Annotated in this window: 18 protein-coding genes; all 18 read left to right on the top strand. The window is 28.8% G+C overall.

All coding sequences use genetic code 11. The features are described from left to right. Positions 1-77: 77 nt before the first annotated feature. The 18 genes from mqnP (at position 78) to F1B92_RS00500 (ending at position 13,043) form a co-directional block, all read left to right on the top strand. The gene (gene mqnP, locus F1B92_RS00585; protein WP_154569979.1) at positions 78-950 is read left to right on the top strand and encodes a menaquinone biosynthesis prenyltransferase MqnP; all 873 of its coding nucleotides are present in this window, start codon (positions 78-80) and stop codon (positions 948-950) included. A gap of 9 nt (positions 951-959) precedes the next feature. Continuing rightward, positions 960-1,283 carry a hypothetical protein gene (locus F1B92_RS00580; protein WP_154569978.1) on the top strand — a complete coding sequence of 108 codons (324 nt, stop codon included), beginning with the start codon at positions 960-962 and terminating at the stop codon, positions 1,281-1,283. Between the two features lie 60 nt (positions 1,284-1,343). Continuing rightward, positions 1,344-2,315: a GTP 3',8-cyclase MoaA gene (moaA, locus tag F1B92_RS00575; RefSeq protein ID WP_154569977.1), complete on the top strand. Its 972-nt coding sequence runs from the start codon at positions 1,344-1,346 to the stop codon at positions 2,313-2,315. Between the two features lie 2 nt (positions 2,316-2,317). Then, complete coding sequence (locus F1B92_RS00570) at positions 2,318-3,058, top strand: 7-carboxy-7-deazaguanine synthase QueE (RefSeq protein WP_154569976.1); 741 nt, start codon at positions 2,318-2,320, stop codon at positions 3,056-3,058. Further along, positions 3,055-3,636, top strand: a complete 582-nt coding sequence (locus F1B92_RS00565; protein ID WP_154569975.1) for a 6-pyruvoyl trahydropterin synthase family protein — start codon at positions 3,055-3,057, stop codon at positions 3,634-3,636. Before F1B92_RS00570 ends, F1B92_RS00565 begins: the two co-directional genes overlap by 4 nt. Continuing rightward, complete coding sequence (locus F1B92_RS00560; protein WP_154569974.1) at positions 3,637-4,026, top strand: hypothetical protein; 390 nt, start codon at positions 3,637-3,639, stop codon at positions 4,024-4,026. Continuing rightward, entirely contained in the window at positions 4,027-4,683 is a 657-nt protein-coding gene (locus tag F1B92_RS00555) for a 16S rRNA (uracil(1498)-N(3))-methyltransferase (RefSeq protein WP_154569973.1), read from the top strand. 72 nt (positions 4,684-4,755) lie between these two features. Next, positions 4,756-4,956, top strand: coding sequence for a 50S ribosomal protein L31 (gene rpmE / locus F1B92_RS00550; protein WP_154569972.1), 201 nt, complete (start codon positions 4,756-4,758; stop codon positions 4,954-4,956). Continuing rightward, entirely contained in the window at positions 4,957-5,769 is an 813-nt protein-coding gene (gene rsmI, locus F1B92_RS00545; protein ID WP_154569971.1) for a 16S rRNA (cytidine(1402)-2'-O)-methyltransferase, read from the top strand. Between the two features lie 35 nt (positions 5,770-5,804). Continuing rightward, complete coding sequence (gene rlmB, locus F1B92_RS00540; RefSeq protein WP_154569970.1) at positions 5,805-6,485, top strand: 23S rRNA (guanosine(2251)-2'-O)-methyltransferase RlmB; 681 nt, start codon at positions 5,805-5,807, stop codon at positions 6,483-6,485. Then, a complete protein-coding gene (locus F1B92_RS00535; RefSeq protein ID WP_154569969.1) occupies positions 6,478-7,401 on the top strand; it encodes a hypothetical protein in 924 nt (307 codons plus the stop codon). The genes rlmB and F1B92_RS00535 overlap by 8 nt, the downstream gene beginning before the upstream one ends. Continuing rightward, positions 7,395-8,066, top strand: a complete 672-nt coding sequence (locus tag F1B92_RS00530) for a hypothetical protein (protein WP_154569968.1) — start codon at positions 7,395-7,397, stop codon at positions 8,064-8,066. Before F1B92_RS00535 ends, F1B92_RS00530 begins: the two co-directional genes overlap by 7 nt. A gap of 9 nt (positions 8,067-8,075) precedes the next feature. After that, the gene (locus F1B92_RS00525) at positions 8,076-9,284 is read left to right on the top strand and encodes an LL-diaminopimelate aminotransferase (protein WP_154569967.1); all 1,209 of its coding nucleotides are present in this window, start codon (positions 8,076-8,078) and stop codon (positions 9,282-9,284) included. Continuing rightward, positions 9,281-10,540 (top strand): homoserine dehydrogenase, encoded by a 1,260-nt coding sequence (locus tag F1B92_RS00520; RefSeq protein WP_154569966.1) that lies wholly within the window; start codon positions 9,281-9,283, stop codon positions 10,538-10,540. The genes F1B92_RS00525 and F1B92_RS00520 overlap by 4 nt, the downstream gene beginning before the upstream one ends. A 2-nt stretch (positions 10,541-10,542) precedes the next feature. Next, positions 10,543-10,881, top strand: a complete 339-nt coding sequence (locus F1B92_RS00515; protein WP_154569965.1) for a YraN family protein — start codon at positions 10,543-10,545, stop codon at positions 10,879-10,881. A 67-nt stretch (positions 10,882-10,948) separates the two neighbouring features. Continuing rightward, entirely contained in the window at positions 10,949-11,263 is a 315-nt protein-coding gene (gene trxA, locus F1B92_RS00510) for a thioredoxin (RefSeq protein ID WP_154569964.1), read from the top strand. Between the two features lie 77 nt (positions 11,264-11,340). Next, a complete protein-coding gene (gene trxB, locus F1B92_RS00505) occupies positions 11,341-12,282 on the top strand; it encodes a thioredoxin-disulfide reductase (protein ID WP_154569963.1) in 942 nt (313 codons plus the stop codon). Positions 12,283-12,482: 200 nt separating this feature from the next. Next, positions 12,483-13,043, top strand: coding sequence for a hypothetical protein (locus tag F1B92_RS00500; RefSeq protein ID WP_154569962.1), 561 nt, complete (start codon positions 12,483-12,485; stop codon positions 13,041-13,043). Positions 13,044-13,046: the final 3 nt, after the last annotated feature.

Below are 13,046 nucleotides of genomic sequence, written 5' to 3'. Positions count from 1 at the left end.
TAAAATCTATAAAAATTAAATTAAATAATCTCTATTTTATCTTAAATTAGCTAAAATAAAGGTTTTGAAAGGGAGAAATGAAAAAATTCAAGCAAATTTTATTAGATATTAATGAATTAATTGTTTTTAAACATTCGGTTTTTGCGTTGCCTTTTATATTTGTGGCTATGATTACGGCTTCAAAAATTCAAAACAATACAATGTGGTTTGGCATTAAGCTATTTATTTTAGGTGTTTTTTGTGCTGTTAGTGCTAGAAATTTTGCAATGGCATTTAATAGATATATGGATGAAGATATAGATAGATTAAATCCTAGATGTGCAAATAGACCTAGCGTTGATGGCAGGATAGGTCGTAAAAATTTAATAATTTTTATTATATCAAATGCCTGTATATTTGTATTGGTTGCATATTTTATAAATGATTTGGCTTTTTGGCTATCTTTTCCTATATTAATTATTTTGGGTGGATATTCTATTTTTAAAAGATTTTCGCAAATAGCACACATTATACTTGGTTTTTGTTTAGGGCTTGCACCGATTGCTGGTGCTGTAGCTATAAGTGGTGAAATTCCTTTATGGTCTGCTTTGCTTTGCTGTGGTGTGTCATTTTGGGTTGGTGGATTTGATATTTTATACTCTCTTCAAGATATGGAATATGATAAAAAAGCAGGACTTTTTAGTATTCCTTCTATCTATGGAAGTGCTGCTTCTATGTTTATTTCCGGATTATTTCATATTATTGCTATACTTTTTTGGTTACTCTTTTGTTGGGCGGCTCAGCTTGGATATATTGCTTATTTGGGGGTAATGATTAGTGCATTGATTTTATATCTGGAGCATAGAATTGTAAAAAAAGATTTTTCTAAAATAGATAAAGCTTTTTTTACCTTAAATGGGTATTTGGGGATAATGTTTTTTTGTTTTATATTTTTAGATTTATTTTTATAAGGAGAATTTATGGATGCTAATAGCATAATTATATTAGGACTATGTTTGGTGCTTTTTATAGTACTTATTTTGCTTTACATAAAAGACAAACAAACTGATGCTAAATTTGACAGATATGATCAAATTATAAATGATAATATGAATGGAATTTTTATTTTACAAAAAGAAGTTGAAAACTTAAAGGAAATTTTAAATGATATGAATATTGGAGATTTTTCAGAAAGTATCGATAAGCAAGTGGAGGAGAAAATTTTACCTATTATTAAATCCATAAAAATTATAGATGAGATAGTTCAAAAAAATCAAAAAAATCAAAAAAATAATGAACTTTAAAGATAAATTTAGTGCTTATTTACGTAAAATTTGTATAATAAGACAAAAATAGGATGAATTATGTTAATAGATGGGCATGGCAGAGTTGTTGATTATTTAAGGGTTTCTGTTACGCAAAGGTGTAATTTTAGATGTAAATATTGTATGCCACACACTCCATTTGATTGGGTTCCGCATGAAAATATTTTAAAATTTGAAGAGATGTTTGAATTTATAAAAGTAGCAATTGATGAAGGAGTAAAAAAAATTCGCATAACAGGCGGTGAGCCGTTAGTTAGAAAAGATGTGGATAAATTTATCAAAATGATAAGTGATTATGCCCCTGAGATTGATTTAGCGATGACAACAAATGGGTATTTTTTAAAAAATTATGCTCTTATTTTAAAACAAGCTGGCTTAAAACGCATAAACATTTCACTTGATACATTAGATCCAAAAAAAGCCCACTTTTTGGCACAAAAGAGCGTTTTGCATAATGTTTTAGAGGGTTTTGAAGCCGCCATAGAAGCTAATTTAATAGTCAAGATAAATACGGTTGCTTTAAAAGGCGTAAATGATAATGAGTTAATTAGCTTGCTAGAATTTGCTAAAGCCCACAACTCAACTATAAGATTTATAGAATATATGGAAAATATACATGCAAATGATGAATTAAAAAGCCTTAAAAGAGATGAAATTTTAGAGATAATATCTCAAAAATATAGCATTAAAGAGGTTGGAAAGGTAAAAAATTCGCCATCTACAATGTATAGCATAGAAGATGGTTATCAATTTGGCATAATTGATCCCCATAAACACGATTTTTGTGATACCTGTAATAGAATTAGACTTTCAGCCGAAGGGCTTTTGATACCTTGTTTATATTTTGATGAGGCTTTAAGTATAAAAGATGCTTTAAGACAAAATGATATCAAAAAAGCAACTGAAATTTTAAGAGAAGTTTTAAGAAATAAGCCTGAAAAAAATCGTTGGGAAAATAAAATTTCTGAACATGAAATTTCAACTAGAGCATTTTATCAAACTGGTGGGTAAATTTGAAATTAGTTGAAGTATTTCATAGTATTCAAGGTGAAGGAAAATATGCAGGTAAAAATGCTATTTTTTTTCGTTTTGGTGGCTGCACTTTAAGATGTAAAGGGTTTGGGGCTGAACTTAAATCCCCTAAAACTGGCGAAATTTTAGTCGGTTGCGACACTATAAGAGCTGTTTATGAAAGCCATTTTCAACATAAGGAAATTTCATCTAAAAATGAGCTTTTAAGTAAGATCGATGAATTAAATTTAAATTTTAAACCCATTATTATTATAACAGGTGGCGAGCCATTGATCCATCATAAAAATATAATTTTTTATGAATTTATTTGTGAAATTTTGGGGCGTGGTTATGATGTGCATTTTGAGAGCAACGGAACAATTTTAGTTGATTTTGATAATTTTCCGATTTATAAAAATTGTGTTTTTGCCATCTCTCCAAAGCTATCAAATTCTGGCGAAAAAATAGAAAAAAGATTAAATTTTAAGGCTTTAAATTTAATCAAGCAAAATGCAAAAGAGAGTTTTTATAAATTTGTAATTGATGCAAACAATTTTTTAAAAAATGAGATTGATGAAATTTTAAAAGCTGTAAAAATGGAAGTTTTTTGTATGCCTCTTGGGAAAAATCAAGAGCAATTGCAAAAAAATGCTAAATTTGTTTTTGAGTTTTGTGTAAAAAACGGCTATAATTATTCAGATAGATTGCATATTAGAATTTTTAACGATAAAGATGGGATATGATAATAAGAAAAATTTTTGATTTTGAAAATGCACATATTGTAAGATTTTGCAGTTCAAAGCGTTGCAAAACTAGTATTCATGGGCATTCTTATAGATGCGAGGTTTTGATTAGTTCAAATTTTTTAGATAGTGCTGGAATGGTTTATGATTTTGGGTTGATGAAAATTTATATCAAAACAATAATAGATAGTTTTGACCATGCTACTACTATTTTTACTGGCGATAGTAAAGAGTATAAAAATGATATAAAAAAACATTCAAAAAGATGGATAGAAATACCACAAAATCCAAGTGCAGAGCAGTTTTGTAGAGTCTTTTTTGTATTAATAGATCAAATTTTAAAATTAAGCAGTATGAATAATAACGAGAAAAACATCACTCTTTATAGCATTATTGTGCATGAAACAAAAACAGGCTATGCACAGTGCTTTAGAGAAGATGCTTATAATAAAAATATGGGAATTATAAATTTAAGCGATATTAAATTTAGCGATGATATTATGGATGAGTGGATGGATAAAAATTTAATGCATAAACTTATAAACAGTAAAAAACTAGATCTTCCAAAAGAGTGCTAGATGGTTGAATTATTTGAATTTGCTCTTAGTTTTCATAAATTTTTTGCACATTTTTTTATAGTTTTGACTATTATTTTTTTTATACTTACACGTTTAAAAGGTGGTGTAAAATTTGTAAAAAGAATTCGCATTTTTTTAACTATTTATAACTTTTGTTTGGCGTGCTTAATCTTTACTGGCATAATAATGCTACCGATTTTGAATTTTCATTTGCATTATAAAGTAATCTTAATGATGATATCTGCTTTTATTATAATTGCTTTAATTGCTATTGGATATAAGAGCCTTAAAAGGGCTTGTTACATAAAAAATTTTAGTAAATATAAAATGAAAATGGCGATTTTTTTAGGTATTATTTTTATGATAAATTTAAGTTTAGGATTTTTATAGATGGTGTTTTTGTATTCGAAATTTAGTGGCGATGAGATTATAGGAGTTAATGAAAGTCAATTTAAACATTTAAAGGCTAGGCGTTTAAATTTAGGCGATAGGATTGATGTAAGAAATTTAAAAGATGGTTATAATTATATATATGAAATCAAAAAAATTGATAGAAAAAAAGCATTTTTAGAGCTAGTTTTTAAGCATAGTGTAGAAAAAATAGATCATTTTTTAACTCTTGCTTGGGCTGTTGTTGATCCAAATGTTATAGAAAAAACACTTCCATATTTAAATGAAATGGGCGTTGGAAAATTGATTTTAGTTTATAGTGATTTTTCGCAAAGAAATTTTAAATTTGATACTGATAGAATGGAGAGAATTTTAATTTCATCTTCACAACAATGCGGTAGAAATTCCGTAATGGAGACAGAAATTTTTAATGATATTGATCAATTTATTTCTAAATATAACAATGTAGCTTTGATAGATTTTGATGGAGAAAAATTTAAAAAACCAGCTTTTGATGAGATATTTTTTATAGGTCCTGAAGGGGGATTTAGCGATAGAGAAAAGCAGAAATTTAGAAAAAAATATGCTTTAAATTTGCCATATATTCTTCGCTCAAATACAGCAATTTTAAGTGTAGCTTCAAAGGTTTTGTTGTAAATTTGATTTTTAAGAAAAAAAATAGTATAATCACGCCTTACTTAAAATAATCACTAATTAAAAGGAAATGTTATGAAAAAAGAGATTCATCCAGAATATGTTACTTGTAGTGTAACTTGTGCTTGTGGTAATGTTTTTGAAACAAAATCAAATAAAAATGAAATAAGAGTAGATATTTGTTCAAGTTGTCATCCATTTTTTACAGGTAGTGAAAAAATTGTAGATTCTGCTGGCAGGGTTGAAAAATTTAAGAAAAAATATGGTATGAAATAGTTGCTATATTTTGCTCCTACTCCAATAGGAAATTTAAGCGATGTGTCCTTGCATTTTTTGGACATTTTAAAAGAGTGCGAGGTTTTAATTTGCGAGGATACTAGAGTTACTAAAAAATTAGTTTTACTCCTTAAGGAGCGTTATAATTTAAATTTAAAAGATATTTTATTTCTTAGTTTGCATTCTCATAATGAAGATGATTTTATTAAAAATTTAGATATTGAAATTTTTAAGAAAACTTGTATTTATGTAAGCGATGCTGGGATGCCTTGCATTAGTGATCCTGGGGTGTTTTTAGTTAAATTTGCACAAAGAAATTGCATTGATTATGAATTTTTAAGTGGCTCTAATGCTCTGCTTTTGGCTGCCGCTGCTAGTGGATTAGTACAGAAAGAATTTACATTTTTAGGTTTTTTGCCAAATAAGGGTGAAGATAGAAAAATATCTATACAAAATGCCATAAATTCGCCATATCCTGTTATTATTTACGAATCTCCAAAAAGGGTTTTAAATTTAGTGGAAGATATTTCTAAATTTGATCAAAATAGAGATATTTTTTTAATCAAAGAGGCTACTAAGAAATTTGAGACTAAATTTTTTGGTAGTGTTTCTAATGTGCTTGAAATTTTAAAAAAATCAAATTTATCTGGCGAATGGGTGGTTGTGATTTCTGCTTCAAAGACTTCTGGTTTTGAAAAAATTACAATTGATGATATTTTAAATTTAGACTTATCAATAAAACAAAAGTCCAAACTTATTGCCAAAATAACAGGCGAAAAATCAAAAAATATTTATAAAAATCTTCTAAAGTAAGTTAAATTTTAACCGTTTTTTGCTATCATTACAAGATGATTATATATGGAAAACAGTTATTTTTATATTTGCTAAAAAAACATAGGGATAAATTTATAAAAATTTATTTAGCCAAAGAGTGTGAAAAGCCACTTTTTAAAGAAATTTTAAAAACTGGTGTTGAGGTAATTCGGCTTGATTTTAAAAAGGCTCAAGCATTAGCAAAAGGCGGAAATCATCAAGGATTTTTAGCTGAAATTTTACCATTCGAATTTGCAGATTTTAAAACTTTAAAAAATGAAAAATCTTTAGTAATTTTGTATGGTTTAAGCGATGTTGGAAATATCGGTGCTATTATTAGAACCGCTTATGCTTTAGGTGTTGGCGGTATCGTAGTTGTGAGTAAAAGTTTGGCTATTGAGGGTGTATTAAGAGCAAGTAGCGGGGCGATGTTTGATATGAAAGTTGCTTTATATAGTGATGGACTTGCTTTATTAAATGAGTTAAAACAAAGTGGTTTTGAAATTTATGGCACGAGTTTAAAAGGCGTAGATATAAAATCTGCTAAATTTGGCAACAAAAAAGCCCTTATAATGGGTAGTGAAGGTTCTGGAATGCCTAAAAAAGCCCTTGAAAAGTGCGATAAGCTTTTAACTATAAAAATGAAAAATAATTGGGATAGTTTAAATGTTAGTGCAGCATTTGCAATAATTTGTGATAGGATGTTAGATGAGTGATATAAAAAATCCGCTAAAAGCGTTAGAAGAAATAGGTGTAGTTGAAATTTCTAAAAAAACTTACATTGATAGTGATTATATTGATTTGATTATTAAAAAAGATTTTGAGGCTTTATATGGAAAAAACGTCAAAGCTTTTATTAAAATCATAGAAAGAGAGTATGGATTGGATTTAAGTTTTTGGCTTGATGAATATAATGCTCACGCTATCGTAGATATCGGTAGTAATCATAAAAATTTTTTTCCAAATAGCATAAAAGAAGAGCTAAAAATTACAAACAAAAGTAAAGTTCCCTTGATATTTTTTTGGTTAATATTTTTAGGGGTCATTATATGGGTTTTAATAAAATTTGAATTATATAAAATGATTAATATTTTAAATGATGAAAACAAAACTGTGCAAATTTACTCAACAAATTCAACCGCCATAGAACAAGCTGAAATTAAACTAGAAAATGTTGGTATAAAAATAGCCCCAATCGTTGAAAACAACGATAGCAAAGAGATTACAGAAAAAGATTTTCAAGATATAGAAGAAAATCAAACAAAAAATTTAAACGCACTTGAAAAAACAGCACTCCTTGAAAATTCAAACAATAAAAAAGAGGAAGTTGTAGAAAATAGCTCAGATGATGAAAAAAGTGCTTTTATAAAAGCGAATGATAAAATTTGGATAGGCGTTATAGATTTAAAAACAGGTAAAAAATATAGCAAAAATACATCTGATAAATTTGAATTAGATTTATCAAAAGACCAACTCATTTTAACAGGACATGGTTATTTTGAAATTCAGCAAAATGGAGAAACTAAAAATTTTAAAGATAAAAATCCTCATAGATTTCATATTAAAGATGGAAAAATTTTGGATATTAGTTATGATGATTTTTTAAAACTAAATAAAGGAAAAGCGTGGTAAAAAAGGCATTTTGGATAGTTTTTTTATCCATTTTTTTAATAGCTAATGAAAGCGATATTAAAGAGATAGAAAAAAGCGAAGATTTTATAACTGTTTTTGATAAAAAAACTCCTATAGTTTTAAAATTCAACTCAAATTCTACAGGAACTTTACTTATAAAAACGATTTCAAATTTATTGGAAAAGTTGGGATTTAATGATTTTTATGACTTAAATTTTAAAAACTCATCAAATTCTTCATATTCAGTTATAGTTTATTCTACAAAACTTCCGCACCCAAGAGACATTAAAAGAAATTTACAAAAAGATGGGGTTATAGTAACTGGTGTAAAAAAAACCAATCAAGCTTATGAATATAGTATTGATATGACAAATGCCAGCATAGAAACTGAAATTTTTGATAGTAGCTATAAAAAACCGATAAAACCATATTTTATTAATGTTAGCAACATAAAAAGTATTGAAATTTTAGCTCAAAATGATGATATTTGGCATCCTAGCATTCAGTTTTTTGATAGAAATTTAAATTTAATAGATGAAAAAATTATAAAAACTCGGCACGTTAGTTTAAATTTAGATATTTTAGAAAATACACATTATATTTTGGTTGGTGATGATATAAGTATGGAAAAAATTTCAAAAGGGCTTAAATTTAATATAAAATAAGGATAGATTATGTTTGATGAAATTCGCTTTAATAAAATAGAAAGACTTCCAAACTATGTTTTTGCAGAAGTGAATGCTATAAAAATGGAGGCTAGAAGAAATGGGCAAGATATTATTGATTTTTCAATGGGAAATCCAGACGGAAAGACTCCTCAGCATATTATTGATAAACTTTGTGAGAGTGCAAATAAAGACAAAACTCATGGCTATTCAGTTTCTCAAGGAATTTATAAATTAAGAGTTGCATGTGCTAATTGGTATAAAAATAAATATAATGTAGATATCGATCCTGAGAGTGAAATAGTTGCTACAATGGGAAGCAAAGAGGGTTTTGTTCATTTAACAACTGCTATCATTAACCCAGGTGATGTTGCTATTGTGCCAGATCCTGCTTATCCTATCCATACGCAAGCTTTTATAATAGCAGGCGGAAATGTTGTAAAAATGCCATTAAAATATGGCGATGACCTTTTTTTGGACGAAGAGGCGTTTTTTAGGGATTTAGAAACAGCATATGAAGAGAGTATTCCAAAGCCAAAATATATAGTAGTAAATTTCCCTCATAATCCAACAACAGCCGTTGTAAATTTAAGTTTTTATGAAAAATTAGTAAAAATTGCAAAAGAGAAGAGATTTTATATTATTAGCGATATAGCATATGCTGAGCTTGCTTTTGATAGTTATAAAACGCCATCTATTTTTCAAATTAAAGATGCAAAAGATGTGGCTGTTGAGTTATATACTTTATCAAAAACATACAATATGGCAGGTTGGCGAGTAGGATTTATGTGTGGCAATAAAAAATTAATTACAGCTTTAAAGAAGATTAAATCTTGGTTTGATTATGGTATGTTTACACCCATTCAAGTTGCTGCAACGATTGCACTTGAAGGAGATCAAAATTGCGTTTTAGAAAATATACAAAAGTATAAAAAAAGGCGAGATGTTTTGGTTGAATCTTTTTGTAATGCAGGATGGCAAATACAAAGCCCTGCTGCATCGATGTTTGTATGGGCAAAAATTCCTGAATTTGCAAAAGATATGGGAAGTTTAGAATTTAGTAAGGAGCTTTTAAAAAAAGCTAATGTAGCAGTAAGTCCTGGAAGTGGTTTTGGTACGGCTGGAAATGAGTATGTAAGAATAGCTTTGATAGAAAATGAAAATCGCATCAGGCAAGCCGCTAGAAATATAAAAATTTATTTAAAAGATTTAAAATGAATGTCGCAATTTTAGGGGTAGGAACCGTTGGTAGCTCTGTAGTTAAAATTTTAAAAAAAAATAAAGAGCTTATAAAGGCTAGATCTGGTGTTGAGATAAATCCTGTTATTGGATTTGTACGAGATTTGTCTAAAAAAAGAGATGTTGATATAGAGCTTAGCGATGATATAAATTCTATTTTAAAAAGAGATGATATCGATGCTTATGTTGAATTAATGGGAGGAGTTGATAGGCCTTATAAAATCGTGAGTGAAATTTTAAAACAAGAAAAGCCAGTAGTTACTGCAAATAAGGCGATGTTAGCTTATCATAGATATGCTTTACAAAATTTAGCAAAAAATACTCCTTTTGGTTTTGAGGCAAGTGTAGCAGGAGGAATTCCGATCATAAAGGCTTTAAAAGAAGGGCTTAGTGCAAATAAAATAGAAAAAATAGTTGGAATTTTAAATGGCACAAGCAACTATATATTGACAAATATGATGCAAAATGGTGTAAATTTTGATGAGGCTTTAACGAAAGCTCAAAATTTAGGTTATGCAGAATCAGATCCTAGTTTTGATGTGGATGGATTTGATGCGGCTCATAAGTTGTTGATTTTAAGTAGTATAGCGTATTCTGTTCATGGAGATCCTGAAGATATTTTAGTAAAAGGCATTAGAAAAATTTCGAGTGAAGATATATTTTTTGCTAATGAATTTGAATATGTAATTAAGCTTTTGGCTATTTCAAAAATAGAAGATAAAAAGGTAGAGCTTAGAGTTCATCCTGCTTTTATAAATAAAGATAATATTTTAGCTAAAGTTGATGGGGTTATGAATGCCGTTAGCGTGTATGGAGATGCTTTGAAACATAGTATGTATTATGGTCCTGGTGCTGGTGGAGATGCAACAGCTAGTGCAGTAGTGGCTGATTTAATCGATATCGCTAAAGGAAATAAAAGCCCGATGCTAGGCTATAATACAACTTTACAAAATGTAAAACTCTTATCTCAAAATGATATAAAAACAAAATATTATTTAAGAGTAAGAGTTGAAGATAAAAAAGGAGTTTTAGCTACAATTGCAAATGTTATGAGTGAAAATAGAATTTCAATTGACAGTTTTTTGCAAAAACCACGCCTAAAGGACGAAAAATACACAACTCTATTTTTTACAACTCATACGAGTTTAGAGGCTGATATTAAAAAAGTTATTGAAATTTTAGAAAATATGAAATTTGTATTAAATAGACCATTTATGATAAGGATAGAGAGTTAAATTTGGGCTTAAAAGAGTATATTTTTGGTTTTAAAAGCGAAGATAAGGCAGTAAATTATCTTCGGAATTTAAATTTTGAGATAATTGATAGAAATTTTAAGAGTAAATTTGGAGAGATAGATATTATTGCTAAAAAAAATAGTGTTTTGCATTTTGTTGAAGTCAAAGCAACTAGTGGAGAGTATGATAGTATTTATCGCATAACGCCTATTAAAATGGATAAAATTTTAAAAACTATAGATTTTTACTTGATGAAAAGCAAATTTGATTTAAACTATCAAATAGACGCTTTATTGGTACAAAAAAATGAGATTAAATTTATAGAAAATATTACAATTTAAAATTTGATTGATTATAAATTTACAAAAACAATGTAGAATTAAGAAAATTTATTATTTAGGAGAAAAAATGGCAAAATATTTAGATCTTACGTCTGAAAATTTTGATGTAGCAAAGGAAGGCGTTAGCTTAGTTGATTTTTGGGCACCTTGGTGCGGACCTTGCAGAATGCTTGCACCAGTTATTGAAGAGTTGGCTGAGGAATTTGATGGCAAAGCTAAAATTTGCAAAGTAAATACAGATGAAGAGCAAGATTTGGCGACTCAGTTTGGAGTTAGAAGTATTCCAACGCTTCTATTTTTTAAAGATGGTGAAGTTAAAGATCAGCTTATTGGTGCTCAATCAAAACAAGCTATTGCAGATAAAATTAATTCACTTTTATAAAAAAGGAGGTTTAACCTCCTTTTTGTGATTTTATAAGTTTTTAAATTTATAAAATCACAAACTTTAGGAGATTATATATGTTAAATTTAGCGATAATTGGTGGCGGGCCAGCTGGACTTGCTGCAGGACTTTACGCTACAAGAGGCGGACTTAAAGATGTAACAATGTTTGAAATGGGTATGCCAGGAGGGCAGATAACAGGAAGTTCTGAGATGGAAAACTACCCAGGAGTAGCAGCTGTTATGGATGGAATGAGTTTTATGGCGCCTTGGCAAGAGCAATGTTTTAGATTTGGTTTAAAACATGAAGCAAAAAAAGTAGAAAAAGTTTCTAAAAATGAAGATGGAACTTTTAGTATAAATTTAGAAGGCGGACAAACACAACTTGCAAAAGCTGTAATTATTTGCACTGGTTCGGAACCAAAAAGAGCTGGCGTTAAAGGAGAGGATGAATTTTTTGGTAGAGGCGTTAGTACTTGTGCGACTTGTGATGGATTTTTTTATAAAAATAAAGAAGTTGCAGTTTTAGGTGGTGGCGATACGGCTTTAGAAGAAGCATTATATCTTTCAAATATCGTTTCAAAAGTTTATCTGATTCACAGAAGAGAAGGCTTTAGAGCAGCTCCAATAACAGTTGAAAAAGTAAAGAAAAATGATAAAATAGAGCTAGTTCTAAATGCTGTTGTGGATGAAATTTTAGGCGATAATTCAGGCGTAACCAGTATTAAAGTTAAATTTAATGATGGTTCAACTAAAATTTTAGATGTTCCTGGAATTTTCACTTTTGTTGGCTTAAATGTGAGAAATAGTATCATTAAAGATGAAGATGGAAATTTTATTTGTGATACAACGCCAACTGGTCAGATAAAGGTAAATTTAAAAATGCAAACTAGCTTAAAAGGGCTTTTTGCAGCAGGGGATATTAGAGAAGATGCACCAAAACAGGTGGTTTCAGCAGCAGGAGATGGTGCAGTTGCAGCACTAAGCGTATTATCTTATCTAGAAAGTTTAAATGATTAAAATTAATTAGGCTGTATTTTTATATTAAATACAGCCTAATACTCTCATCTTGCAAATAAAATTTTTAAAACCAAATCATTAAATTTATAAAAATTTCTAACCTAAAAAGTATCAAAAATATACTCTAATTTTATCTACTTTTTATATAAAATTTATTTTTTAAATGTTAAAATAATATTAAAATTATTTAAGGAGGGAATATGAAAAAAATCATTGCAACAATCTCATTTTTAGTCATTTCCTGTTTAAATGCAGATGAGATAATTTATGCAAATTCGGTAAAATCGCTTTATGCAAATAAAGATGATAAAATTGCTATAGGTAGGCTTTTGCCAACCGCACCAGTTAAAGTTTTGCAAAAAGATGGTAACTTTTTAAAGATTGAGATAGTTGGATTTATACAAGATGGAAAAGAGCAAGCGATCTATTTTAGTGAAGGCAAGAGGATTTTAAATGCAGCTTTTAAGAAAAATGCCCCGATTTCCATAAAAATTTTAGAAGATAGAAATTGGGATAAGGTGAGCGTGGTTGCTTATGTTGAAAATAGCGATTTTGAAAGCGAAGTAGGATCGATGTTGGGTAGGGCTGCAAAATTATATGAAGAGAATTGCTCTATTTGTCATAGTCTTCATAATATTAACGAGTATAATGCAAATCAATGGCCAGGTATTATCGAATCTATGATAAGTAGAACAGCAATTAGCAAGAAAGATAAATTTTTAGTTAATCAATATTTACAAAAAACAACCACTAAACAATAAGGA

The sequence above is a fragment of the Campylobacter portucalensis genome (assembly GCF_009690845.1).
In the GTDB taxonomy this organism is placed as follows: Bacteria; Campylobacterota; Campylobacteria; order Campylobacterales; family Campylobacteraceae; genus Campylobacter_B; species Campylobacter_B portucalensis.
This window is presented reverse-complemented; position numbering and strand designations above follow the sequence as displayed.